At 73.0% G+C, this 24887-nt stretch carries 26 protein-coding genes; 9 read left to right on the top strand and 17 right to left on the bottom strand.

Translation table 11 applies throughout. The features are described 5' to 3' along the window. Nucleotides 1-306: 306 nt before the first annotated feature. The 3 genes from AB0M46_RS09540 to AB0M46_RS09530 all read left to right on the top strand — a co-directional run bounded on the left by AB0M46_RS09540 (nt 307) and on the right by AB0M46_RS09530 (nt 2173). On the top strand, nt 307-843 hold the full coding sequence (locus AB0M46_RS09540) for a hypothetical protein (protein WP_363334215.1): 537 nt from the start codon (nt 307-309) through the stop codon (nt 841-843). A gap of 138 nt (nt 844-981) precedes the next feature. Next, on the top strand, nt 982-1245 hold the full coding sequence (locus AB0M46_RS09535; RefSeq protein ID WP_363334213.1) for a hypothetical protein: 264 nt from the start codon (nt 982-984) through the stop codon (nt 1243-1245). A 130-nt stretch (nt 1246-1375) separates the two neighbouring features. Next, the gene (locus AB0M46_RS09530; RefSeq protein ID WP_363334211.1) at nt 1376-2173 is read left to right on the top strand and encodes an SAM-dependent methyltransferase; all 798 of its coding nucleotides are present in this window, start codon (nt 1376-1378) and stop codon (nt 2171-2173) included. 135 nt (nt 2174-2308) lie between these two features. Here the strand turns inward: AB0M46_RS09530 and purE are convergent, their stop codons facing one another. From purE to AB0M46_RS09490, 8 genes are all read right to left on the bottom strand, one after another. Then, nucleotides 2309-2797 (bottom strand): 5-(carboxyamino)imidazole ribonucleotide mutase, encoded by a 489-nt coding sequence (purE, locus tag AB0M46_RS09525; protein WP_363334251.1) that lies wholly within the window; start codon nt 2795-2797, stop codon nt 2309-2311. Between the two features lie 35 nt (nt 2798-2832). After that, nucleotides 2833-3963: a 5-(carboxyamino)imidazole ribonucleotide synthase gene (locus AB0M46_RS09520; RefSeq protein ID WP_363334209.1), complete on the bottom strand. Its 1131-nt coding sequence runs from the start codon at nt 3961-3963 to the stop codon at nt 2833-2835. Nucleotides 3964-4227: 264 nt separating this feature from the next. After that, nucleotides 4228-4794: a hypothetical protein gene (locus tag AB0M46_RS09515; protein WP_363334207.1), complete on the bottom strand. Its 567-nt coding sequence runs from the start codon at nt 4792-4794 to the stop codon at nt 4228-4230. 92 nt (nt 4795-4886) lie between these two features. Beyond that, a complete protein-coding gene (locus AB0M46_RS09510) occupies nt 4887-6857 on the bottom strand; it encodes a thioredoxin domain-containing protein (RefSeq protein WP_363334205.1) in 1971 nt (656 codons plus the stop codon). 76 nt (nt 6858-6933) lie between these two features. Then, on the bottom strand, nt 6934-7494 hold the full coding sequence (locus AB0M46_RS09505) for a Uma2 family endonuclease (protein WP_363334203.1): 561 nt from the start codon (nt 7492-7494) through the stop codon (nt 6934-6936). Between the two features lie 401 nt (nt 7495-7895). Next, nucleotides 7896-8525: a hypothetical protein gene (locus AB0M46_RS09500; protein ID WP_363334201.1), complete on the bottom strand. Its 630-nt coding sequence runs from the start codon at nt 8523-8525 to the stop codon at nt 7896-7898. Nucleotides 8526-8639: 114 nt separating this feature from the next. Further along, nucleotides 8640-9377, bottom strand: coding sequence for a class I SAM-dependent methyltransferase (locus AB0M46_RS09495; protein ID WP_363334199.1), 738 nt, complete (start codon nt 9375-9377; stop codon nt 8640-8642). Further along, nucleotides 9377-10510, bottom strand: coding sequence for a Fic family protein (locus AB0M46_RS09490; protein ID WP_363334197.1), 1134 nt, complete (start codon nt 10508-10510; stop codon nt 9377-9379). The genes AB0M46_RS09495 and AB0M46_RS09490 overlap by 1 nt, the downstream gene beginning before the upstream one ends. 159 nt (nt 10511-10669) lie before the next feature. Between AB0M46_RS09490 and trpB the strand changes: the two genes are divergently transcribed. The 3 genes from trpB to AB0M46_RS09475 are packed head-to-tail and all read left to right on the top strand — an operon-like array spanning nt 10670 to nt 13260. Beyond that, nucleotides 10670-11815 (top strand): tryptophan synthase subunit beta, encoded by a 1146-nt coding sequence (gene trpB, locus AB0M46_RS09485; RefSeq protein WP_363334249.1) that lies wholly within the window; start codon nt 10670-10672, stop codon nt 11813-11815. Beyond that, a complete protein-coding gene (gene trpA / locus AB0M46_RS09480; RefSeq protein WP_363334195.1) occupies nt 11812-12528 on the top strand; it encodes a tryptophan synthase subunit alpha in 717 nt (238 codons plus the stop codon). The genes trpB and trpA overlap by 4 nt, the downstream gene beginning before the upstream one ends. 3 nt (nt 12529-12531) lie before the next feature. After that, entirely contained in the window at nt 12532-13260 is a 729-nt protein-coding gene (locus AB0M46_RS09475; protein WP_363334193.1) for a GntR family transcriptional regulator, read from the top strand. Nucleotides 13261-13292: 32 nt separating this feature from the next. Here the strand turns inward: AB0M46_RS09475 and AB0M46_RS09470 are convergent, their stop codons facing one another. The 5 genes from AB0M46_RS09470 to mca all read right to left on the bottom strand — a co-directional run bounded on the left by AB0M46_RS09470 (nt 13293) and on the right by mca (nt 18666). After that, nucleotides 13293-13928 (bottom strand): hypothetical protein, encoded by a 636-nt coding sequence (locus AB0M46_RS09470; RefSeq protein ID WP_363334192.1) that lies wholly within the window; start codon nt 13926-13928, stop codon nt 13293-13295. A gap of 68 nt (nt 13929-13996) precedes the next feature. Continuing rightward, entirely contained in the window at nt 13997-14596 is a 600-nt protein-coding gene (locus tag AB0M46_RS09465) for a TIGR03086 family metal-binding protein (protein ID WP_363334190.1), read from the bottom strand. A gap of 219 nt (nt 14597-14815) precedes the next feature. Beyond that, nucleotides 14816-17317 carry a bifunctional diguanylate cyclase/phosphodiesterase gene (locus AB0M46_RS09460; protein ID WP_363334188.1) on the bottom strand — a complete coding sequence of 834 codons (2502 nt, stop codon included), beginning with the start codon at nt 17315-17317 and terminating at the stop codon, nt 14816-14818. 190 nt (nt 17318-17507) lie between these two features. Next, a complete protein-coding gene (locus AB0M46_RS09455; RefSeq protein ID WP_363334186.1) occupies nt 17508-17786 on the bottom strand; it encodes a hypothetical protein in 279 nt (92 codons plus the stop codon). A gap of 4 nt (nt 17787-17790) precedes the next feature. Continuing rightward, nucleotides 17791-18666, bottom strand: a complete 876-nt coding sequence (gene mca / locus AB0M46_RS09450) for a mycothiol conjugate amidase Mca (RefSeq protein ID WP_363334184.1) — start codon at nt 18664-18666, stop codon at nt 17791-17793. A 102-nt stretch (nt 18667-18768) separates the two neighbouring features. Between mca and AB0M46_RS09445 the strand changes: the two genes are divergently transcribed. Next, entirely contained in the window at nt 18769-19194 is a 426-nt protein-coding gene (locus AB0M46_RS09445) for a DUF4307 domain-containing protein (RefSeq protein WP_363334182.1), read from the top strand. 136 nt (nt 19195-19330) lie between these two features. After that, entirely contained in the window at nt 19331-19831 is a 501-nt protein-coding gene (gene greA / locus AB0M46_RS09440) for a transcription elongation factor GreA (RefSeq protein WP_363334180.1), read from the top strand. A gap of 81 nt (nt 19832-19912) precedes the next feature. Here the strand turns inward: greA and ilvA are convergent, their stop codons facing one another. The 4 genes from ilvA to AB0M46_RS09420 all read right to left on the bottom strand — a co-directional run bounded on the left by ilvA (nt 19913) and on the right by AB0M46_RS09420 (nt 24431). Then, the gene (gene ilvA, locus AB0M46_RS09435) at nt 19913-21136 is read right to left on the bottom strand and encodes a threonine ammonia-lyase (protein WP_363334178.1); all 1224 of its coding nucleotides are present in this window, start codon (nt 21134-21136) and stop codon (nt 19913-19915) included. Beyond that, nucleotides 21133-21741, bottom strand: coding sequence for a hypothetical protein (locus AB0M46_RS09430; protein ID WP_363334176.1), 609 nt, complete (start codon nt 21739-21741; stop codon nt 21133-21135). Before AB0M46_RS09430 ends, ilvA begins: the two co-directional genes overlap by 4 nt. A gap of 109 nt (nt 21742-21850) precedes the next feature. Beyond that, nucleotides 21851-23248 (bottom strand): amidase, encoded by a 1398-nt coding sequence (locus AB0M46_RS09425; protein WP_363334174.1) that lies wholly within the window; start codon nt 23246-23248, stop codon nt 21851-21853. A gap of 43 nt (nt 23249-23291) precedes the next feature. Next, on the bottom strand, nt 23292-24431 hold the full coding sequence (locus AB0M46_RS09420) for a cystathionine gamma-synthase (RefSeq protein WP_363334172.1): 1140 nt from the start codon (nt 24429-24431) through the stop codon (nt 23292-23294). A gap of 34 nt (nt 24432-24465) precedes the next feature. Here AB0M46_RS09420 and AB0M46_RS09415 point away from each other — a divergent pair, with 34 nt between their 5' ends. Then, complete coding sequence (locus AB0M46_RS09415) at nt 24466-24882, top strand: HIT family protein (protein ID WP_363334171.1); 417 nt, start codon at nt 24466-24468, stop codon at nt 24880-24882. Nucleotides 24883-24887: the final 5 nt, after the last annotated feature.

Raw genomic sequence — 24887 nt, 5'->3', positions numbered from 1 at the left:
GCGACAGCCCGTTGGCCGTCCGCGGTCATGCCGGCGCCGGGGCGGGGTCGTGGCGGCGGGTCGGACGGCACCGAAGAGACCGATCGCGATGAGGAGCGTGCGGCGGGCGGCTGACCGGCGGGGCTGGCCAGGACGGCGAGGAGGGCGGCGGCGAGCAGCCCGCCGGTGAGCGCGATGTCCGACCAGCGGTGTGGGCGCGCCGCACCCGCCGATTGTGGCAGAGCGAACCGCCGCGGGCACGGTAACCGCGGATGTCCGGCGGCGAGTCGGTCATACGCCACGCCGGGAGTCCCGGAGACTCTCGGCATGACATCACCGCAACTGGGCCGGCCCGGGGTCGTCTCGGCGTCGACCTGGGCGCTCGTCGGGGGCGCCGCGCTCATCGCGGCGGGCATGGCGATGGAGACGAACGAGTACTTCGTCAGCGTCAAGGTGTACGAGGACTCCGTCGCGGACGGGACCGTGGCCTCGGGGTCGGTCGAGGGGCTGGTCTCGCTCTTCGCGCTGGCCGAGGCGGCCCTCGTGTTCGGGATGGCCGGGGCGCTGGCCACCCTGGCGGTGCGGACCGGGCGCGGGTTGCCGGGTGTGCGCACCGCCGCGTCGGTCGTCGCGGTGCTGGCGATGCTCTGCCCTTCGGCGTCGCTCAGCGGCCGGGTGCGGGACAGCGTGGGCGCGGCCGGCGTCGTGCAGCGGGGCGTCGAGGCGAGCCTTCCGCAGTGGTACATCCCGGTGCACATCGGCATCGAGGCCGCCGCGCTGCTGTGCCTGATCGCCGGGCTGGCCCTGCTGGCGACCCCGGCGGCGCGCCGCTACTTCAAGGCCGCCCCGGTCAGGACCGCGTAACGCCTGCGGAAGACCTGAGCCGGGGCGCAGCGGGTACCCCTCGAACAGTCGCGCCCCGCGATGTGCCGCAACCTCGCCCACGAATCGGACGTTATCGGGGAAAAAGGCCTTCGAGCGTTCAGACAGGGGCGGTACAGCATGACGACCCAGCGCGGCGATCGGCTCCTCCGGTGGACGACACGGGCCCTGGCCCCCGTCGCGGCACTGTGTCCCACGCTGGCCGCCGGCCCCGCGGCGGCCGCTCCGGCGGACGGCATCCAGGCAGGCGCGGGCTCGGACGTAGTGGTCACGGGCGCCGCGTCGGCGACGTTACTCCTGCTCCTGGCGGGCGCAGTGCTGATCGGCGCGCGGGGCTTCTTCCGCCAGCGGCGTTCCCGCTCGGTCGGCTCGACGCGCGGCTGAGCCCGGGCGCGGGCCGGGACACACGCCCGCCGTCGGCTCGACGCGCGGCTGAGCCCGGGCGCCGGTCGGGACACGCCCGCCCCCGGATCGGGCGTGGCGGGGCAACCGGTGATTCGGGCAGAATTCCGGCATGACGGCTCACCGCGGCCCCGCGATCGACACGAGCACCCCGCATCCCGCCCGGCGGTACAACTACTGGCTCGGCGGCAAGGACAACTTCGCCGCGGATCGGGAGTCCGGGGACAAGATCGCGTCGGTGTACCCGCCCATTCGCATCGCCGCCATCGCCAACCGGCGGTTCCTCGAGCGGGCGGTGGCGTTCCTGGCCGGGGAGGGCGTCTCGCAGTTCCTCGACATCGGCACCGGCATCCCCGTCTCGCCCAACACGCACGAGATCGCGCAGGCGATCGTGCCCGGCGCCCGGGTCGTGTACGTCGACAACGACCCCATCGTGCTCGGCCACGCCCGGGCGCTGCTCACCAGCGGGCCCGGCGGCCGGACCGCGTACATCGACGCCGACATGCGCGATCCGGCCCGGCTGCTCGCCGACGGCGCCCTGCGGGACGTGCTCGATCTCGGCCGGCCCGTCGCGATCCTGCTCGTCTCCGTGCTGCACTTCGCGCCCGACGCGGCCGCGATCGTCGGGCCGCTGCTCGATGCCGTGCCCGAGGGCAGCTACATCGCGCTCACGCACCTCTCCAAGGACCTGCTCAGCCCCGAGGTGGCGGCGCAGACCGACGCCGTCAACCAGCGCTCCGGGGTCGACATGTGGTTCCGCGGCCGGGACGAGATCGAGGGGCTCGTCCGGGGGCTGGATCCCGTGCCGCCGGGCATCGTGCCGGTGGCCGAGTGGCGGCCGGACGACGATCCCGCCGAGCGGCCGACGGCCGAGCAGGCGTCGCTCTTCGCGGTGATAGCGCGCAAATAGGGCAAGCGCCGTGCAGGGGCCGACCCCACGCAGCGGCCCGTCGTCGCGGCGCAGCAAGCCGGCGACGACGCAGCCGGGACCGCGGCGAGCGGGAAGCTCGCCGCGTTGCCGACCAGCACCACCAGGTAGGTACGGCTATTCGCCGGTCGCCGGCTCGACGAGGGAGGCGGAGAGGGCGGCGTCCTTCTCGGCCACCATGGCGCGCAGCGACTCCTGGAAGTCGCGGACCTTGGCCAGCAGCTCGGGGTCGGCGGAGGCCAGGATGCGCACGGCGAGCAGGCCGGCGTTGCGCGCCCCGGCGATCGACACGGTGGCCACCGGGATGCCGGCCGGCATCTGCACGATCGACATGAGCGAGTCGAGGCCGTCGAGGTACTTCAGCGGCACCGGCACGCCGATCACCGGCAGCGGGGTGGCCGAGGCGACCATGCCGGGCAGGTGCGCGGCCCCGCCGGCCCCGGCGATGATGACCTTCAGCCCCCGGGCCACGGCCTCGCCCGCGTAGTCGAGCATCAGGTGCGGGGTGCGGTGCGCCGAGACGACCCGGACCTCGTAGCCGACGCCGAACTCGTCCAGCGCCTCGGCGGCCAGCCGCATGACGGGCCAGTCGGAGTCGCTGCCCATGATGATGCCGACGTCCACCCGGTTCGGCTCGCCGATCAATGCTGGTACCCCTCTTCGAGAATCCGGGCCGCGCGGCGGGCGCGCCGGCGGCAGTCGTCCATGTCGTCGCCCAGCACCGTGACGTGACCGATCTTGCGGCCCGGGCGGACCTGCTTGCCGTACAGGTGGACCTTGGCCCCCGGCTCCTCGGCGAACAGGTGGTGCAGCCGCTCGTCGATCGACATCCCGCCGGGCTCGCCGCCCAGCACGTTGGCCATCACGACGGCGGGCGCGGTGAGCCGGGTGTCGCCCATCGGGTAGTCCAGCACGGCCCGCAGGTGCTGCTCGAACTGCGAGGTCCGGGCCCCCTCGATGGTCCAGTGCGCCGAGTTGTGCGGGCGCATCGCGAGCTCGTTGATGAGCAGCCGCCCGTCGGTCGTCTCGAACAGCTCGACCGCCAGCACGCCGACCACGCCGAGCCCGGTGGCGATGTCGATGGCCAGCCGCTGGGCCCGCACCGCGAGGTCCTCGTCCAGTCCGGGGGCCGGCGCCAGTACCTCCACGCAGATCCCCTGCTCCTGGACGGTCTCGACGATGGGGTACGCCGCGACCTGCCCCAGCGGCGAGCGCGCCACGACGGCGGCCAGCTCGCGGCGCAGCGGCACCAGCTCCTCGGCCACGATCTCGACGCCGTCGGGGATGTCGGCCGGCGAGTGGGCCACGAACACGCCCCGCCCGTCGTACCCGCCGGTCGCCGTCTTCACGATGATCGGCCACCCGGCCTCGTCCCCGAACGCCTTGGCGTCCCCGGCCGTCCAGCGCGGCATCGGGAACCCCTGGGCGCCGAGGTGCTCGCGCATGAGCCGCTTGTTCTGGGCGTACTGCAGGGCGTCCGCCCCCGGCAGCAGCATGTGCCCCTCGGCCACGAGCGCCCGGATGAGCTCGCCGGGCACGTGCTCGTGGTCGAACGTGACCACGTCGCAGCCCTTGGCGAACTCCCGCAGCGCGGCCAGGTCGTCGTGCCGGCCGATCTGCACGTCGGCGGCGACCAGCGCGGCGCCGTCCTCGGGCGACTCGGCGAGCACGCGCAGCGACTGGCCGAGGGCGATGGCGGCCTGGTGGGTCATCCGGGCCAGCTGCCCGCCGCCCACCATGCCGACGACGGGAAGTCCGGTTCGGGTGTCCATAGGGTGGCCAGCCTAGCGTTTTCGCTCCTCACACCCGGAACCGGCCGAGCCCGGACAGCGGGGCATTTGCCTACAGATGCGAAAAGTCGGGCACTCCGTGCCGCGACTTTTCCGACATTTCCCCTGCCGGGGTATAAGTCCGACATGTCGTGGCGCGGAGCGCCCGACATGTCGTTTTTCACAACCCGTGGGCGATCGAACCGGGCGCGGCGGGTTCGGGCATGTCCGACTTGCCCGACGTACCGCTGCGCCCGGTCTTGAACGTCACACCGCCGGGCCGCGCCTGCGCAGCTCGTCGACGGACTCCATGGCCTCGCGCAGCTCGCTCAGCCAGGCGTCGGCGTGCTGGCCGACCAGGGCCACGCACCAGGCCAGGGCCTCCGAGCGGGACCGGGCCACGCCGGAGTCGACCAGTGTGTCGAGGACCTGGCGCTCCGGCTGGCGCAGCCGGGTCATCACCGGCGCCGAGTGGGTGGTGAACAGCTCGCGGGCCTCCCCGACCCGCACGCCCCACGCGACCTTGCGCCGGTAGCGGCGCTCCAGCTGCTGCGCGATGCCGATGCGCTGGTCCCGCGTGGTCTCCCGGAAGCCGGCGACCCGGCCCTGGGCGGCCGCGGCGCGATCGGCCTCGCTCGCGTCCTCGGCCAGGGCCGGCTCGCTCAGGCGGCCCACGATCAGGATCTCGTCCCGGTCGATGGTCACCTCGGCCGGGCCCTGGAACCAGCCCTCCGGCAGCGCGCCGGCGATCCAGGCGGTGGCGTCGTCGGCCGGCGGCGGCTCGCTGCGGGGCCCGCCGCCGCGGCCCCAGGGCACATCTCCTCGTCGCATCATCTCTTACCCCTTTGCTTGTGCAACGTTAATTACACGATTACACCGTTGCACGGAGACGCCAAGGGTCCGCAGTTCGCTCAGCGAGAACACGATCAGGCGAGCTTGGCGACCAGGTCCTCCAGCGCCGTGACGGGGGCGTCGCAGACGAAGCCGCGGCAGACGTACGCCGTGGGGAGCCCGTCGCGCAGCGGCCGGGACGCGAGCAGCGGCACGCCCTCGCGGTCCGGCTCGCCGGCGACCACGACGGCGCCCGGCGGGGCGTGCCACCAGGCGGCCGCCACCAGCGGGTCGTCGGGGTCGGCGGTGGCGATGGCAATCTCGTACGGGCCGGAGACGAGCGCCTCGCCGGTGGCGCAGGCGTAACCGGTGAACCGCCCGTGGGTCGAGGCCACCGCCGCGATGGTGGACAGGGCCTGCTCGGCCGCCTCGCGGTACGACGGGTCCGCCGTCAGCGCCGAGTAGGCGACGAGCGCCGCGACGACCGCCGACAGGCCCGAAGGGGTGGCGTTGTCGGTGACGTCGGCCGGGCGGGCGACGAGTGCCTCGGCGTCGTCGGCGGTGTCGAAGAAGCCCCCGTTGCCGGGGTCGCGGAAGCGCTCCAGCGCCACGTCCAGCAGCCGCCGGGCCAGGTCGAGCCAGCGCCCGTCGCCGGTGGCCTGGTGCACCGCGCAGAACGCCTCGGCGACGGCGCCGTAGTCCTCCAGGACCCCGGCCGGCTCGCCGGCGACGCCGTCGCGCGAGACCCGGCGCAGCCGCCCGTCGACCAGGTGCACGCCGGCCAGGTACTCGGCGGTGCGCACCGCGAGCGCGACCGCCTCAGCGTCGCCGTACGCGCGGCCGAACTCGACCAGCGCCGTGATCGCCAGCCCGTTCCAGGCTGCCACCACCTTGTCGTCCCGCGCCGGCTGCGGCCGCGCGGCGCGGGCCCGCAGCAGCTTGCCCTGGACGTCGGCCCAGCGCTCGGCGTTCATCGGGTCCTCGGGCAACTGCAGGACGGAGCTGCCGTGCTCGAAGGTGCCCTGCGGCGTCACCTTGAGCAGGTACCGCGCCCAGGCCCCGTCGATCTCGCCGAGCACCTCGTCGAGCTGCTCCGGCGTCCACACGTAGGTGAGGCCCTCCTCGCCGTCGGCGTCGGCGTCCAGCGCGGAGACGAACCCGTGCCCGTCGTGCAGGTCGCGGGCCAGGAAGGCGGCGGTCTCGTGGGCCACCCGCCGCCCGGTCCCGCTGCCGGCGACGCGGTCGAGGTGGGTGTACACGCGAAGGAGCAGGGCGTTGTCGTACAGCATCTTCTCGAAGTGCGGCACGGTCCAGGTGCCGTCGACGGCGTACCGCGCGAAGCCCCCCGCCAGCTGGTCGTACATGCCGCCGCGGGCCATCCGCTCGCACGTGTGCCGGACCGCGTCGAGCACCTCGTCGTCACGCGTGCGCTGGTAGTGCCGCAGCAGGAAGAGCAGCGCCATGTGCGGCGGGAACTTGGGCGCCCCGCCGAAGCCGCCGTGCTCGGCGTCGTAGGACTGCAGGAGGGTGGCGGCGGCTTCGTGCAGTACCGAATCGGTCAGGGCCTTGGCGGCGGGGCGCTCCGCCACCTGGCGCACGGCCTCGACCACCGCGGCGCCCTGCTTGACGACCGCCTCGCGCTGGTCGCGCCACGCGTCGGACACGGCCTGGACCAGCCGCTGGAAGGCATCCCGGGGAAAGTACGTCCCGCAGTAGAACGGCTGCCCGTCGGGCGTGGCGAACACGGTCATCGGCCACCCGCCCTGCCCGGTCATGACCTGCGTCGCGGTCATGTAGACCGCGTCGACGTCGGGCCGCTCCTCCCGATCCACCTTGACCGGCACGGTGAGCTCGTTGACCAGCGCCGCGACGCCCTCGTGCTCGAACGACTCGTGTGCCATGACATGACACCAGTGACAAGCCGCGTACCCGACGGAGATGAGCACGGGCACGTCCCGCCGCCGCGCCTCCTCGAACGCCTCGGGCGACCACTGCCACCAGTCGACCGGATTGTCCTTGTGCTGCAGCAGGTAGGGCGAGGTCGCACTGGCGAGACGATTGGCCATGCCCCAACCCTCTCACGGCCACCCTGGACACCCAGCCCGTTGCCGTCGGCTGCCGTGCCGATGCGCCGCGGTTCCCTCAGTCCAGGTAGTCAGCGGGTGCGGTGTTGAACACCCAGGCGAGCGGCATCGTGGCGCGCACGCGGTAGCCGTCATGGGCGAGCCGGTACATCGTGACCGTCTGGCTCGCGTCTTGGTCCACGGTCCAGTACTGCGCGATGCCGGCACCGGCATACTCGACGCGCTTGGTCACGGTGTCGGCCGCTTTGGAGCCCGCTGAGATGATCTCCACAACGAGCAGCACACCATCGACCGGCAACCACACCGCGCGAGGTTGCGTCGGCACCTTGCCCCAGACGACGAGGTCGGAGATCCGTCCACCCACGCCGTCGTCCGAACCCGGGATGCGAAGGCCGACGGCCTGGGTTATCCGTTCGAGCGGCCAGCCGGCCATGATGAGCCATCCCGCGAGGCAAGTCGCGATGACGGCGTGCTCGTAGGTGGGCGGCGGCATGACCGTCAGGACCCCCTCAGGGCTGACCTCGTAGCGATGACCATGTGGGTCGGCGGCACTCATCGCGGTGAGATCATCGAGCGTCACGATTGCCGGCATATGACGGCCAACGAACTCCGCGCTCATGGCGACCATCTATCCGCGCGGGCGCTCCCTGGCCGCCGCTGCCTGGGCGAACCTCGGCTTATTAGGGCCACATGGCGACAATATCCAGGCCTGGGCATCAATCACAACCCGCGCCAACTACTTGGTTGCCATATTTACCGGCACCGGCACCGGCGACAAGGGGGGCCGTCCCGCCGGCGCACCTCCTCGAACGCGTGCGCGGGCCCCCGACTCCGGCCGCCTCAGGCCGCGCCGGACTACGCTGCCCGGACGGGCGACCAACTGCCCTGTGCGAACTGGCGCTGCAGGTCGGCCAGGGACCAGGGGCCGTTTGGCACGGCGGCTGCCCGCAGGCGCTCGGTCACGGCGTGACGGAACGCGGCGGGGGTAGCGTAGGGCGAGGTCACGGCAGGGGGGTTCGGCTACGCCGACTGGTGGGCCTCGGCGAGCCAAGTCGCGCGTTCCGGCGCGGCGGTGAGCTCGAGCAGCCAGCCCAGTAGCTCCTCGCCCGCCCCACGGGGAAGGCCGAACCGAGCGGCGCTCGGCGCAATCCGGCGGGCCAAGGCGGCCGGAGTGTCCAGTCCGCGGCGCAGCGCGTCCGCGATGCATTCGCCGACGGCGCCCGGGTCCTCGAGGTCGCGCAGCAGGTCGGCGGCGGTCCGCGAGGGACTACTGACGAGGAGGCCGCCCTGGCGGCGCACCTCGTCGTGAGCAAGCCGAAGGCGATGCAGGCGCACGTCCTGGCGGCGGGACTGACGGCGACCCGGCAGGGCGAACTCGTGAGTGTCCGCCGGAAGGTGGCCGATGCGGTACAGCGCCGCCGCCGACCGATGGGTCACCACGCCCCGATCCGGCGTCCGCTCCCAGGCCGGGGTCCCGGGGGCGAGCTGCAGCCAAGCGGCGCGGACGGCCAGATCATCGACGACCGGGCTGCCGCGGAAGCGGTACACCCCGTGCGCCACATGCTCCGTCCTGCCGTCCCGGGCCAGGCGCGAGACCGTCGTCCACGCCAGGCCGGCGCCATCCGCCTGGCGGAGGTGAACAGGCCCCACTGCTCCTCGGCGAGGGCGAGCAGCTCAGGCAGGCCGGACGATCTCGGCATGCTGCATTCTATAGCGGTACCGCGGGGATCCGCAGCAACGCAGAGAGTAGCCATAGGGCCAACACTAGCATTCACCTGGCGCTTTGAGGACCAGCATGTCCAGGTGGTCGATGACCGGCTCGGTCGGGTCGGCGGCGCGGAGGCGGGACAGGCCCGTTGCGTACTCCTCGTCGTTCAGCAGGAGCAGCGGGGTGTGGGCGGCCCGGTCGAAGGTCGCCAGGACCTCGGCCAGGGTCTCGGCCGTGCGCTGGGCAACGGGCTCCAGGGCGATCTCGGTGCAGCCCGCGCCGGCGAATGCGGAGACCACGGCCTCGACCGACGGGAACCTGGCGTCGAGGATGCGGGCGGCCTCGCGGAAGTGGCGGAAGAGGCTCACGCCCTCGGTCCGGCCGGCGAAGGCCGAGCGGATCAGGACCAGGCCGCCCGGGCGCAGGACGCGGCGGATCTCGGTGACGGCGGCGGGCAGGTCCGGGATGTGGTGCACGACGGTGGAGAGCCAGACGGCGTCCACCGCGGCGTCGTCGAGGGGGATGTTCGCGGCGTCGCCCTCGAGGGTCGGGTGTGCGGCGGCGGCGCGCATCGCCGCGGAGGGCTCGACGGCGAGCACGTCGATGCCGTACCAGCGGCGGAAGGAGGCCGCCCAATGGCCGGTGCCGGAGCCCAGGTCCAGCAGGCGGGTCGCGGGAGTTGGGCGCAGGTGGTGGGCGACCCGCTCGCGCCAGGCGGCCAGCGCGTCGTCGTCGAGGTGCCGCCCGGCCACGAACGCGGCGGCGGCCTGCTGGTCGTACTCGATCATCGCCATCAGTAGGGCTCCATGGGTGGGGCGGTCAGGGCCGCCGCCTCGGCGTCGGCGGCCTCCTTGAGTTCGCCCGCGGCAACATAGGCGAGCGTCTGTCCGTAGCCTACGGACGAGATGAGGCCGGCCTGCTCGATGCGGCGAATGTCACGGATCGCCTGATCCCGGGAGAGGCCCCCTTCCTCCTGGTAGGTCTCCCGGCGAAGCTGGCCGCTGGCCGCCGCGTACAGCGCCACCACGGTGCGGCCGGAGAGACTGTGCCGCTGCGCCAAGGCCTCGGCGGCGGCCCAGACCGCGGCGCCGAGCTTGAGCCTGCGGTCCACCAGCTGGGCCTGCAGGTGATGGGCACGCAGGCAGAACCGGACCCAGTCATGGGCACTTCGCGCCGGTTGATACGAACCCTGTTGGGTCTCGCGCAGCGCTCGGTAGTACTCGTACGTGTTCAGCTCGAACCCGAGCCACTCCTCGATGGAGCAGAACTCGGGGTAGGTCCGGCCCGAGCGGGCGATCACCAGGGTCTGCAGGCAGCGAGCCATGCGGCCGTTGCCGTCCCGCCACGGGTGGATGGCCACCAGGTTGAGGTGGGCCGTCGCGGCGCGCACCAGGGCGGGCGCCTCCAGGTCACCCCCCTCCAGCCAGGCGACCAGCTCCCGCATCAGCCCGGGCACCTCCTCGGCCGGCGGGCCCACGTAGACCGGCTGCAGCGGGTCCGCGCCGGTGACCACGATGCCACCGCTGCGATATCGGCCGGGCGATTTGCGCTTCCAGTGCCGCAGCATCATGAAATGCAGCGCGGACAGGACCATCTCGCTGTGGGCGAAGAAGTCCATGTCCGGGGTCTGCAGCACCCAGGTCAGCGCGTCGCGGTAGCCGGTGACCGCCTCGCGTGACTCCTCCGGGACCGTCGCCGGGACCGCGGCCCCCGTCACGATCGCCGCGGCGGTGTCGAGGTTCACCGTGTAGCCCTCGATGCTGTTGGAGCCGCGGATGGCGCCGGCCACGAAGCGCTTGCGGACCTCCCCCACCCATTCGCGTACGGCCGTGCCGCCGGTGGCGCGCTTGAAGCCGGCGTAGAAGGCGTCAATCTCGGACAGGACGCGTTGGTCGTCGCCGTCCAGGGTGGGCGTGGCGTACAGCATGCCTCAATGCTACGAGCATCGTAGCGTCCATCGGCGCTCGACACGGGCAGGAGGTTGTGGCACAGTTCTAGAACTGTTGGGACTGTTCTAGAACTGTGGAGGTGGGCCGTGGGTGAGGTGTTGATCCGGCCGCGGCGGGAGGTCGCGCGGGGGCCGCTCATGGGGGATCCTGGGGCGCTCGGGCGGTTCGGGGAGTACGGCGGGCGGTACGTGCCCGAGTCGCTCATCGGGGCGTGTCGCGAGGTCGAAGAGGCGTTTCGCGAGGCGTGGGCGGATCCGGCGTACCGCGGCCAGCTCGATCGCCTCCTGAGCACCTATGCGGGACGGCCCACGCCGCTCACGCCCGCGCTGCGGCTCTCCGCCGAGCTCGGGATCACGGTGCTGCTCAAGCGCGAGGACCTCACGCACACCGGGTCACACAAGATCAATAACGTGCTCGGGCAGGCGTTGCTGGCCAAGCGGATGGGGCGCACGCGGCTCATTGCCGAGACCGGGGCCGGGCAGCACGGGGTGGCCACGGCCACGGCGGCGGCGCTGTTCGGGCTGAAGGCGACCGTGTTCATGGGGGCGCGGGACGTCGAGCGGCAGGAGCTCAACGTGTTCCGGATGCGCATGCTCGGGGCCGAGGTCGTCCCGGTGCACGGCGGGGCGCAGACGCTCAAGGACGCCACCAGCGAGGCGATGCGGCACTGGGTCGGGGCGGTGGACGAGGCGCACTACTGCATGGGGTCGGTGCTCGGGCCGGCGCCGTACCCGTGGATGGTCCGCGAGCTGCAGCGGGTGATCGGCGACGAGGCCCGGCGGCAGTGCGCGACCGAGCTGCGGGCGGCGGTTCCGGACTACGTGGTGGCGTGCGTCGGCGGCGGGTCCAACGCGGCCGGCACGTTCGCCGGGTTCGTCGACACGCCGGCGCGGCTGGTCGGGGTGGAGGCCGACGGCGGGGCCGGGGCGAGCCGGGGGCGGCTCGGCGTGCTGCACGGGGTGCGCTCGATGTTCCTGCAGGACGAGCACGGGCAGGTGGCGGAGGCGCACTCGATCGCGGCCGGGCTGGACTACCCGGGGATCGGGCCCGAGCACGTGCACCTTCGGGACCTCGGGCGGGCGCGGTACGTCACCGTCACCGACTCCGAAGTCACCGAGGCGGCGATGCGGCTGGCCCGCACCGAGGGGATCATCGCGGCGCTGGAGTCGGCGCACGCGGTGGCCTGGGTGCTGCGCGGGCAGGTCCCGGCGGGGTCGACGGTGCTGATCACGCTGTCCGGGCGCGGGGACAAGGACCTGGCGACGCTGAAGGAGTCGTTGTGAAGCTGCTGATGCCGTACATCACGGCCGGCATCACGCCCGATTGGACGTCCTACGTGCAGGCCTTCGCCTCGGCCGGGGCCGACATGGTCGAGATCGGGCTGCCGTTCTCCGACCCCACCCTCGACGGGCCGACGATTCAGGAGGCGACGTCGGTGGCGTTGGCGCGGGGCGTCACGTTGGACTCGATCTGCCGTGATATGTCCGAGCTATCCGTCGAGATCCCCCTCATCGCCAGCACGTATGCGAATCTCGTGATCCGCCAGGGCGCCGGCACCTTTTGCCGTCACATCCGCCATGCCGGATTTGACGGGCTCATCGTCCCCGATCTCCCCCTCGAAGAGTGCGCCGAAGTGGCGGAACACATCGACCTGGTCCTGCTCGCCTCCCCCGCCACGTCCGATGCCCGGCTGGCCGAGATCGGGCGGCGCAGCAAGCGGTTCGTGTACGCGGTCACCGTGATGGGCACGACCGGCGAGCGGGCGGAGCTGGCCGCGTCGGCCGGGGCGCTCGCCGAGCGCCTCAAGGTCCGGACCGAACTGCCGGTCTTGTTAGGATTCGGCATCTCCACGCCCGCGCAGGCGGCGGAGGCGGCGGGCCTGGCCGACGGCGTCGTGGTCGGCGCCGCCGTCATGCGTCGCGTGCTCGACGGCGCCGGCCCGGCCGAGGCCGGCGCGTACGTGCGCGAGCTGAAGGCGGCGATGTCAGGAGGATGACGCTTGGTCCGCGACGGCGAGCCCCGCTACCGCGCCATTGCCGCCGACCTGGCCGCGAAGATCCACGCCGGCGTGTACCCGGCAGGCGCCGCCCTGCCGGCCCAGCGCGAGCTCAGCACCGCGTACGGCGTCACGCTCATGACCCTTCGCCAAGCCCTGCGCGAGCTGAGCGACGAGGGGCTCATCGTGCAGCAGCCCGGCCGGGGCACGTACGTGTCGCCGCCGCACCTGGCCTACCGGCTGGGCTCGCTGCGCAGCCTCGCCGACGACCTCCGCGAGCAGGGCCACGCGGTGCGGACGGTGGTGGTGGCGGCCGAGCTCTGCCCGTCGCCGCGGTTCGGACCCGGGGCGCTGCGACTCGAGCGCGTGCGGGAGTTCGCCGGGCGTCCCTCGGTACACCAGGTGTCCTGGGTTTCTCCGGCGCTCGCCGATCGGCTCATCGGCGTCGATTTCACCGCCGTCGCGCTGTATGCCGCGCTCGCCGATGCCGGCGTCGCCGTGGCGCGGGCCGCGGAGACCATCCGGCCCGCGCTGCTCGATCCGATTTCGCGGGTGTACCTGCACGAGCCCGCCGGAACCGCGGTGTTCGTGAGCGAGCGGTTGACGTACACGCTGGATGGCGCGGTGGTGGTGGACGATCGGGCGGTCATCCTGGGCGACGCCATGGAGATCCGCGCCGAGCGGGCCGCCACCGGCCTGTCCATGACCTGGTCCGGCGCCGCCCGCTCCTGAGCTTTGCGACATGTCGGACCTGTAGGTCTGAGTCAGACGTGGCCGCGCAGGGACTCGTCGTACGTCACCGTCGGGGCGCTGCCGAGCACGCCCTTCGCCCCGCGCTGGAACGCCGTCGCCTCACTGCGCCGCTTGAGCTGCACGACCAGCTCGCCGCAGGCCGGGCCCCCGCCGAGCCTGGCCATCCCGCCGGCCGGCAGCAGCGCCACCGCATCGGGCCGGCCCGCCGGGCGGGCGCTCACCCCGACGACGGTGACGGCCAGGGCGTGGCCGCCGCGGGCCAGCGTGACCCGCTCGCCCAGCAGCAGCCCGTGCCCGTCCACCGCCAGGATCTCGGCGTCGGCGACCGGATTGCGCCCCTCCACCAGCGCCGTGCGCTGCAGCCCCGGGCTGCGCAGCGCGGTCAGCACGGTCGACCGCTTCAGGCTCGCCCGGGCGGTGGTGACGCCGACGTCGTACAGCGCGTCGTCGCACTCCACCGCCGCGGCCTCCGGCAGCGCGCCGAGCCGCACCACCTGCTGCGGCGTGAAGTGCCCGACCAGGCGCAGATCGGCGCCGCCGGGCAGATCGGCGAAGCGGTCACCGCCGCCGAAGTGATCCAGTACGACGAATGCTCCCACCGAGGCCACCGCGCAGCCCAGCACGCTGGCCAACCCCCGTCTGCTCACACTCGGTCACGGTAAGCGACGGCGGCGTCCAGCACGGGTAGGCCCGCCGGCATGTCACCGCCAGGGGTTCACGCGGCCCAGCTGGGATCGCGGCCGAGGTACCGCAGCAGCGCCGCCACCTCGTCGTCGCCCGCCGCCGCCGGCACGACGGCGGCGTAGGCGCCCCACTGGCGCAGCGGCTCGACGATCTCCCGCGCCACGGCCAGCAGGTCCCGGGCCAGCTCGGGGGTCAGCGGCGACGGCTGCCCGGTGGCCGCCGCGATGTCCCAGGCGTGCACGGCCGCGTCGAGCGCGCAGGCCCCGGCCCCGATCCGGGGCGCCAGCCGGCCCTGCGGCAGCGGGGTGGGCGCGTCGGCGGCGTCGTGCGCGATGGTGGCCCAGGCCGCCGCGGCCGCGCGCATGCCGTCCTCGGCGAACGCCGCGGGGTCCTCGCCGTGCAGGTGCCCGTCGGGGGCGAACGGGTCGTACGACGGGAACCCGCTCCCGGTGATCATCGCTGCGAACCCGCGCTGGTCGCCGGCGGCGTGCTGCAGCACCTGCGTGACGTTCCACTGCGCGCAGGGCGTCGGCCGCTCCCAGTCGTCGGGGCCGACCCCGTTCACGACGGTGCGCAGCGCCCGGTGGGCCGCGTCGAGGATCTCCCACGTGCTCGCCAGCTGCTCGTTCATGACTGCGCGCCTCCCTTTGGCCTCGCCCGCTTGCGCCATCACTCTATCAGAACGGAATACTCTATTCCAATTGAGTGTCCGGTTGATGGTGTTTGCGCGAAAAGTCGGGCACTCTGTGCCGCGACTTTTCGGACATATGCCCGGACGGGGTATAAATCTGATAAGTCGGGCGCCAGACTTATCAGCACAAAAGCGTACGAACCAGACGGCGCGGCGCCGTCAGCAGAGGTCCGCGGATCGCACGGCGCTCTCGGCACGCAGGTGGCGGCGCTGGACCTGGCGGCGCTCCCGCAACACCGCCAGCAGGCCGTCCGGCGACAGCGGCGGATAGAACAGGAAGCCCTGCGCCGCCGTGCAACCCAACTCCGTCAGCCGCGCCCGCTGCTCCGGGTTCTCCACCCCCTCGGCCACCACCCGCAGCCCCAGCCGGCGGCCCAGGTCGACCGTGGCCTGCACGATCGCGCCCGGCTTCGGGGCGTCGAGCATCTGGGCCACGAACTCGCGGTCGATCTTGACCTCCTGAACCGGTACGCGGGTCAGGACGGTGAAGGCGGAGAAGCCCGTGCCGAAGTCGTCGACGGCGAGCTGGACGCCCAGGCGGCGCACGCGGACGAGGACGTCGTCGATCACCGGGGAGCTGGAGAGCATGACGGTCTCGGTGATCTCCAGGACCAGGAGCTCGGCCGGGAGGCGGTGGCGGGCCAGGAGGTCGCCGATCGTCTCCGGCAGCTGGCGCTCGGCGAGGCTGCGGGCCGAGATGTTGACCGCGACCGGGACCGCCAGGCCGGCCCGGCGCCAGGTCGAGGCGAAGGCGATCGCGCGCTCCAGCACCCAGTGGGTCAGCGGCGCCATGAGCTCGCTCGCCTCGACCGCGGGCAGGAACTGCGCCGGGCTCAGCTTGCCGCGGCGCGGGTGCTGCCAGCGGATCAGCGCCTCGACGCCGGTGATGGGGCCGCTGGCGGCCGAGGCGCCGGCCGGGCCGGTGAGCGCGATGGCCGGCTGGAGCTCGAGGGTGAGCTGCTCCTCGCCCGGGGCGGCGGTCAGCGCCTCCCGCAGCTCGGCGAGCAGCGCCAGGCGGTCGGTGTTGGCGTCGTCGCGGGACGCGTCGTACCAGGCGACCGGCTGGCCGCCGTGCTTGGCCTGGTACATCGCGATGTCCGCCCGCCGCAGCAGCTCGGTGAGGTCGGCCGAGCCGGCCGCGGCGACCACGACGCCGATCGAGGGCTCCTTGGACAGGGCCACGCCGTCGACCCGCATCGGCGCGGCGATCTGGGCGCCGAGCTTGCGGGCCCGCTCGACGGCGGCGGCCAGCGCCAGGTCGGCGCCGCCTGCGGCGAGGTTCGTGATGAGGATCGCGAACTCGTCGCCGCCGAGGCGGGCGTGCAGGTCGCCGTCGGGGCCGGCCTCCAGGACGCGGCGCGCGATGATGCGCAGCACCTCGTCGCCGGCGTTGTGTCCGAGAGCGTTGTTGACCTCTTTGAAGTCGTTCACGTCGAGCAGCAGCAGGGCGACCGGGTCGCCGGCGGGGCAGGCCGAGAGGCGCAGGTCGCCGCGGGCCAGTAGGGCGGCCCGGTTGAACAGGCCGGTGAGCGGGTCGCGCACGGCGTCGTACGTGGTGCGCTCGCTCATCGCCCGCAGCTGGTCGTGCGTGATCGCGTCGTGCAGGGCCGCGGCCAGGGCGTCGCCGAAGGTGGCGAGCATGAGCCGGTCGCGGGCGCGCTGCGGCTCGGGGCCGGCCAGCTGCAGCTCCCCCACCGCGACCGGGCCGACGGTCAGCGGGCGGCTGGCGTGCGGGCCCGGTGGCAGCTCGCCGTAGGCGCGCCCGCCGGCGAGCACGACCCGGGCGGCGGGGACGCCGAAGAGGCGCACCGCGCCGGCGATGCCGGCCTGGGCGGCGTCGCGCTCGTCGAGGCGGTTGAGGTCGCGGGCCACCTCGGCGAACTCCGACCAGGTGCGCCGCTCGTCGTCCTCGCCGATGCGGTTGGCGTAGAACTGGTGCATCAGCCACAGCACCGGCGGCAGGAGCAGCAGCAGGAAGCCACTGGTGGCGCACGCCCACACGATCACCAGGCCGGCCGCCACGTTGCCGACCAGCATCAGCAGGGTGCTGCCGAGCATCGAGCCGCCGACCGTGCGCGCGGTGCCGCCGCCGGTCGCCACCACGCGCGCGGTGACGAGCGCGACGGTGACCAGGTGGTACACGACCGCGGCGGCGCACAGGGCGCCGATCAGCCGGGGTGGGAGCCCCTCGCCGGACTCGGGGCCGCGGGTGAGCGACACGACCAGCGCGGCGAGGGCCGCGCCCACGGTCAGCGCGGCGACGCCGTAGAGGGTCTCGCGGGCCGCTCTCGCCCGCGGGGTGCCCCGGTCGAACAGCTGCAGAGCGGCGTGCGCGGCGCCGAAGCCGACCAGCGAGACCGGCGCGACCAGGACGGGCGGCAGGCTCGCGCAGAGCACGACGATCGCGGCCTCGCCCCAGGCCAGCCGGGCCAGGCCGCCACCGGCCCGCACGCGCAGGCGGGCCAGCTGGGAGATCATGGCCACCGCGGCGCCGGTGAGTAGCGCGACCGGCACGGCGGGTCCGCCGTCGGCTCTGAACCGATTCAATGCGGCGCCGACGGAACCCTCGGGCAGGCGCGTGGCGAGCACCAGGGAGATCGCCACCGCGAGCGCGGCGGCCGCGACCAGGGCGCCGACCAGGCGCGATGGGAGCGGCCTCATTGCGACCCCACACCGACCGAGGACCGTCGATGGGCATGCGTCGGGGCACTCACCATTTGCCCCCTTCCCCGGCCCACAGGGATGCGCGCCCGGCGAATGGAACGCGCACCTCGTGAAGGCTAAGGCACGACGGAAAGGGACAACAGTGGTCAGCGTTGCGTTTCTAGGTCAGGTCGTGGGCGGACACCACTCAGCTGGGCGTCGATTTGTCCAGCTGATCGGGGTCGGCGCCGGCCCGCTCGGCCACCTCGGTGCCGGATCCCGCGGCCGCGTCGGCGCCGGTCTTGCGATCGGCGTCGGGGTCGGGGAATTCGGCCGGCAGGCGGCGGATCCGCGCGGTCATGTTGCGGATCAGGAAAATCGTCACAATGCCCAGGAGCACGATGATGAGGAGCCCCATCGGGCCGGCCAAGCCGCCCGAGCGGGTGTCGCCGAAGTTGTTCTCGGCCAGAACGTCCAACGCGCCCATGCGTTCACCTTACGCCCGCGAAGAGATCGTCTTCGGGCACGCTCGACTCGACGAACGACTTGACCAACTCGTAGTCCTCGGTCGGCCAGATCTTCTGCTGGATGTCGAGCGGCACGGCGAACCAGAAGCCGTCGGGGTCGACCTGGGTGGCGTGCGCGCGCAGGGCGTCGTCGCGGACGTCGAAATACTCCCCGCAGGGCACCTGGCTGGTGATCCGCTCGGAGGGGTCGGGCCAGTCCGCCTGCCGCTCCTGCCAGGACTTCATCCACTCCGTGTAGGGCGACTCGCCGGTCGCCTCGATCATCGCATCGTGCAGCAGCTGGATGCGGGTGCGCGACCAGCCCATGTTGTAGTACAGCTTCAGGGGCTGCCAGGGCTCCCCGCGGTCGGGGTAGCGGCTCGCGTCGCCGGCCGCCTCGAACGCCACCATGCTGATCTTGTGCGTCATCACGTGGTCGGGGTGCGGGTAGCCGCCCCGCTCGTCGTAGGTGGTGACCACGTGCGGCCGGAACTTGCGGATCAGCTCGACCAGCGGCGCCGCGGCCTCCTCCGGGTCGACCAGGCCGAAGCAGCCCTCGGGCAGCGGGGGCAGCGGGTCGCCCTCCGGGAAACCGGAGTCGACGAACCCGAGCCACTCCTGGCGGATGCCCAGGATCTCCCGGGCGCGGTCCATCTCGGCGCGGCGGATCTCGGCGATGTTCTCCCAGATCTCGGGCCGGTCGAGCTTCGGGTTGAGCACGCTGCCGCGCTCGCCGCCGGTGCAGGTGACGACCAGGACGTCGACCCCTTCGGCCACGTACTTCGCCATGGCGGCCGCGCCCTTGCTCGACTCGTCGTCGGGGTGTGCATGCACCGCCATCAACCGCAGCTGCTCGGTCACGAGCCTCTCCTCCAAGACGTGGACAACCCCACCACGTGGGCGTCCCGGGTAACGACCCTATTGTGGTCTGTACCTCCGACAAAACGACGAGGACGTACACCCGTGACCGACGTGAACGAGACGCACGCCACATCGAAGTACCCGCCGGGGCGTTACGGCCGCCGGCGCGAGCCGCAGCCGCGCCGCCGCTGGCTGGTCCTCGCGCTCGCCGGGGTCGTCGCGGCGGCCGGGCTCGCCATCGCGTGGCAGCTCTACGGGCAGTACGGCCCCCAGGAGTACGAACCGCAGGTCCAACGCTTCTACAACGTGACCGGCGACGGCGTCACGGTGGAGTTCGTGGTGCGCAAGGAGGCGGACAAGCGGGCCACCTGCCGCGTGCGCGCCCGCTCGGCCAGCGGCGAGGAGGTCGGGCTGGCCCAGGTGGACGTGCCCACCGGAGCCGAGCCGCTCGTCACGTACCGTCTCGCGACCAGTGACCGTCCGGTGACCGCGGAGGTGCCCGCCTGCGGCCCGATCAAGACTAAATAGGGGGTCGCCTCGGGGCCGAATGCAAAGAGGTGAAGTTGACCCAGCGGTAACGCTTCGGCAAATTCAAGTGGCAGCGGTGATGCGAGTCACTGGTACCTTTGTGGTTTGACCAAGCGTGCCCGTAAGGAGATCCTCAGTGTCTACCACCGACGGCAACCAGGCCACCACCTGGCTGTCGCAGGACGCCTACGACCGGTTGCAGGCCGAGCTCGACGAGCACATCGCCAACCGTCCGGCGCTAGCTGCCGAGATCAACGCACGCCGCGAAGAGGGCGACCTACGCGAGAACGGCGGCTACCACGCCGCCCGCGAGGAACAGGGTAAGGCCGAGGGCCGCATTCTGTACCTCAAGGAGTTCCTGCGCAAGGCGGTGGTGGGCGACGCGCCGACCTCGGACTCGGTCGCGCCCGGCACCGTCGTCACCATCCAGTTCGACGACGACGAGGACGACACGGAGAAGTTCCTCCTCGGCTCCCGCGAGATCGCCGCCACCACCGATCTGAAGGTCTACAGCCCCGAGTCCGCCTTGGGCAAGGCGATCCTCGGCGCGAAGCGCGGCGACACCGTCACCTACACCGCCCCGAGTGGCGCCGCGATCAAGGTGACGGTCATCGAGTTCGAGCCGTTCGCAGGCTGAATAAACAGCAACAGCGTCACGTTCGGCGCGCACCCTGAGCGCTCAGGGTGCGCGCCGAACGCGCGTTCAGCCACGACCCGGTTAGATGCCGAAGGTCACCGTATAGCCCGCCGAGCGGAGGGCGTTGACCAGCCGGTCGGAGTGCTCGGAGCCGCGCGTCTCCACCGACAGGCCGAGCTCGACCTCGCCGAGCTGCAGCCGCGGGTCCTGGCGGCGGTGGGCCACGTCGACCACGTTGGCCCCCTGCTCGGCGATACACGTCAGCAGCTTCGCGAGGTGCCCCGGCCGGTCGCCGCAGCGCACGGTGAAGGTGAGGTAACGCCCGGCCGCGGCCAGGCCGTGCTCGATGACCCGGACCATGAGCATCGGGTCGATGTTGCCGCCGGAGAGCACCGCCACCACCGGCGTCTCGACCTGCACCACCCCGGCGAGCAGGGCGGCCACGCCGACGCTGCCGGCCGGCTCGACGACCATCTTGCCCCGCTCCAGCAGCATCAGCAGGGCCCGGGAGATGTCTTCCTCGCTCACCGTGACGATGTCGTCGACGAGCTTGCTGACGTGGGCGAAGGTGATGTCGCCCGGGCGGCCGACCGCGATGCCGTCGGCGATGGTGCCGAACTTGCCCAGCCGCATCGGGCGGCCGTGGGCCAGCGAGGGCGGGAAGGCGGCCGCCTCGGCGGCCTGGACGCCGATCACCCGCACGTCGGGGCGCATCGCCTTGATCGCGACGGCCAGGCCGGAGACGAGCCCGCCGCCGCCGGCCCCGGTGATCACCGTCTTCACGTCGGGCACCTGCTCGAGCAGCTCCAGGGCGATCGTGCCCTGGCCGGCGATGACGTCGGGATGGTCGAAGGGGTGGATGAACACCGCGCCGGTGCGCTCGGCGAACTCCTGCGCGGCGACCAGGGACTCGTCGACGGTCGAACCGGCGAACTCGACGGCCGCGCCGTAGCCCTTGGTCGCGGCGATCTTGGGCAGCGGCGCGCCGACCGGCATGAACACCGTGCTGGCGATGCCGAGCAGGCTGGCCGCGAGGGCGACGCCCTGGGCGTGGTTACCGGCACTGGCGGCCACCACGCCGCGCCGGCGCTCGGCGTCGCTCAGCCGGGCCAGCCGCACGTAGGCGCCGCGCACCTTGAACGACCCGGCGCGCTGCAGGTTCTCACACTTGAGCCACGTCGGCCCGCCGAGTTTGGCGGTCAGTGGCCGGCAAGGCTCCACCGGCGTCCGGCGGATCACGCCGGCCAGCAGTTGCCTTGCCGCTTCGACATCGGCGAGCGTCACGAGCTCCGATGGGACGGTCATGCCCCGATCGTGCCACCAGCACCCGCGAGCGCCGCACGGAGCCGCGCAATGCGGCCGTACTGCACATCGGTCACCCGCCCGATCAGCAGCACGGCCACCGCGGCCGCGAGCACGAACAGGGCCGCGGCGGGCAGCCCGAGCACCAGCTGCCGCCCGAAGAGGTGAGCGGCCAGGTCGTGGTCGATCGGGCGGCCGGCCGCGATCCGGTCCCGCACGTCGCCGATCTCCGCCCGGTCGTCCAGGCCCGCGATCAGGCCGAGCAACGCCGCCCCCGCGCCCGCGAAGGCGCTGCCCCACAGCAGCCAGACCAGCACCGCGGTCCGGCCGCGGGCCAGCCGGCGCGACCGCAGGCCGAACGCGACCAGGTTGGACCGGGCCCGCGCGGCCCAGCCGGCGGTGGCGACGGCGGTCGTGACAGCGAGCGCGAACAGCAGCACCCACGCGCCGATGCGCAGCGCGGCGGCCAGCGCCGCCCGGTGCGGGCCCGGGTCGCGGGCCGCCCACAGGTCGGCCAGCGGCAGGAAGGCCAGCAGGAGGTACACCAGCGCGGTCCCCGCGACGGCGGCCATGGCGGCGGTCGCCCAGTGCGAGATCGCGCGGATCATCGGGGCCGGGCCGCCATCCGCGGCCAGCCCGGGGCGTGGCGCCGCCACAGCGCCGCCTCCTCGATCTGACCGGCCACGGCGGCGGCCGCCCACTGCGAGATCGCGCGGATCATCGGGGCCGGGCCGCCATCCGCGGCCAGCCGGGAGCGTGGCGCCGCCACGGCGCCGCCTCCTCGATCTGACCGGCCACGGCGAGCAGCAGCAGCTCGCTGCCGGGCGGCCCGACCAGCTGCACGGCCGCCGGCAGCCCGTCGCCGCGCACCCCGACCGGCACGACCAGGCCCGGGAAGCCGGCGAAGTTCCACGGCGCCGCATAGGGCGCATACCGGGTGTTGACCAGCATGTTCGCCACCCACGACCGGTCCGACCAGGGCTGGACGGCCGGGGGCGCGGCGGCCAGCGCCGGGGTGACCAGCACGTCGAAGCCGCCGCCGGCGAACCATTTGCGGCAGCGCTCGCGCCAGGCCGCCCGGTCGCCGTCGCGGACCAGCCCGCGCCGCAGGGCCGCCTCGCCCAGCGCGACGTGGCGCCGGGTGCGCGGCTGCAGCCTGACCTGGGCGGCCGGGCCGAGCTCGGCGGCGTCCTGGCCGGCCGCGGCGAACCAGGTGGCGAGCACGCGGGCGCCCAGGGCGAGCGGATAGGAGGGGTCGGCCCGCACGGCGGCGTGCCCGTGGGCCAGCAGCAGCCGGACGGCGTCGCTGACCCCCTTGCGCGCGCCGGCGTCGGGCAGCGCGCCGGCGACCGGACTGCGCAGCGAGACGGCCACCCGCAGCGTTCCCGGAGGCGTCAATGCCGCAGGTGTACGGCCGGAAAGCACCGAATATCCCAGGTTCGCGTCGGCGACCGTGGTGGCGAGGATGCCGTTCTCGGCGAGGCCGTACCAGTCGTTGGCGCCGATGCCGGCCGGCACCGCGCCCAGGCCGGGCTTGAGCCCGACGATGCCGCAGCACGCGGCCGGGATCCGGATCGAGCCGAGCCCGTCGTTGCCGTGCGCGATCGGCACGAGCCCGGCGGCCACGGCGGCGGCCGACCCGCCCGAGGAGCCGCCGGGCGTGCGGTCGGTGCGCCACGGGTTGCGGGTGATCGCCTCGGCGTCGTCGGTCGTGGCCCAGATGCCCAGCTCCGGCATCCTGGTCACGCCGATCACCACCGCGCCGGCGCCGCGCAGACGCCGTACGACCTCGTGGTCCTTCTCGGCCACCGGACCGCGGGCCGCCGCCGAGCCGTTCCACGTCGGCAGCCCGGTGACCGGGGTGTTCTCCTTCACCGCGACGGGCACCCCGGCCAGCGCGAGGTTGCCCAGGTCCGGCTGTTCGTCGACGGTCTCCGCCTCGACGATCGCCTCGGCCGCGCGGACCTCGCGGAAGGCGCCGACGATCCGGTCGTAGGCGCGGATCGAGTCCAAGTGGTCGGCCACGACGGCCGTCGCGGAGGTGTCGCCGCGCCGGACCGCGCGGGCGATCTCCCTTGCCGTGGCGCCTACCCAGGTGGTGGAGCGGTGCAGCATGCCGAACACCTTTCCGTACCCATAGACGGTGCGGTCAAGTGTGTCAACGAGCGAGCGCGTACTCCAGATCGGCCAGAAGATCGTCAATCGTCTCGATTCCGACAGACAGCCGGACGAGATCCCCCGGTACCTCCAATGGGCTCCCCGCCGCGCTGGCGTGCGTCATCCGGCCCGGGTGCTCGATCAGCGACTCGACCCCGCCGAGCGACTCGCCCAGCACGAACAGCCGGGCCCGGTTGCAGATGGCCACGGCGTGCTCCTCGCTCTGCGCGCGGAAGCTCACCATGCCGCCGAAGCGCCGCATCTGCTTGGCCGCCGTCTCGTGGCCCGGGTGCTCGGGCAGGCCCGGGTAGAGCACCTGGGTCACCGCCTTGCTGCGGGTCAGGAACTCCACCACCTTCTCCGCGTTGTCGCAGTGCCGGTCCATGCGCACGCCCAGCGTCTTCACGCCGCGCAGGGTCAGCCAGGCGTCGAACGGCCCGTTGATCGCACCCATCGCGTTCTGGTGGAAGGCGAGCTCGCCCATGAGCGCCTCGTCCGTGCCCACCAGCGCGCCGCCCACGACGTCGGAGTGGCCGCCGAGGTACTTCGTGGTGGAGTGCACGACCAGGTCCGCCCCGAGGTGCAGCGGCTGCTGCAGATAGGGCGAGGCGAAGGTGTTGTCGACCACGAGCAGCGCCCCGCGCTCGTGCGCGACCTGGGCCAGCGCGGCGATGTCGGCGATGCCCAGCAGCGGGTTGGTCGGCGTCTCGACCCAGACGATCCGGGTGCGCTCGGTGATGGCGGCCCGCACCGCGTCGACGCTGTGGATCGAGGCGGCCGTCCAGTTCAGCCCCCAGCGCTCGGCGACCTTGGAGAACAGCCGGTAGGTGCCGCCGTAGGCGTCGTCCGGGATGATCACGTGGTCCCCGGGCCGGCACACCGTGCGCAGCAGCGTGTCCTCGGCGGCCAGGCCCGAGGCGAAGGTCAGCGCCCGGCGCCCGCCCTCCAGCGCGGCCAGGCACTCCTGCAGCGCGTCGCGGGTCGGGTTGCTGGTGCGGCTGTACTCGTAGCCCTGCCGCGGCGCGCCGACCGCGTCCTGCGCGTAAGTGCTGGTCTGGAAGATCGGCGGCACCACCGCGCCGGTGGCCGGGTCCGGCTCCTGGCCGGCGTGGATGGCGAGCGTCTCGAAGCCGTGGGTCATGGGATCGACCCTAACCGCGGCTAGGCTGGCGATCGTGTCGGACTGCCTGTTCTGCTCGATCGCGTCGGGCGCCGCGCCCGGCTACCTGGTCGCGTCCACGCCCACCGCCGCCGCGTTCCTGGACGTCCGCCCGGTGTTCAAGGGCCACGTGCTGGTCGTGCCCAAGACCCACGTCGTGACGCTCACCGACCTGGACCCTTCGGACATCCCGGCGTACTTCGGGTTCGTCCAGCAGATCGCGAGGGCGGTCGAGACGGGCCTGTCCGCCGGCGGCAGCTTCGTGGCGATCAACAACCGGGTCTCCCAGAGCGTGGCCCACCTGCACACCCACGTGGTACCGCGGACCAAGGGCGACGGGCTCAAGGGATTCTTCTGGCCGCGGACGAAATACGAGTCGGATGCCGAGGCGTTCTCCTTCGCGGAGAAGGTCTCCGCCGTAATGAGCTCATAAGGCCT

The organism is Dactylosporangium sp. NPDC051485, assembly GCF_040682015.1.
GTDB lineage: Bacteria > Actinomycetota > Actinomycetes > Mycobacteriales > Micromonosporaceae > Dactylosporangium.
The sequence above is the reverse complement of the archived record's forward strand: the minus strand, read 5'-3'. Positions and strand labels throughout refer to the sequence as shown.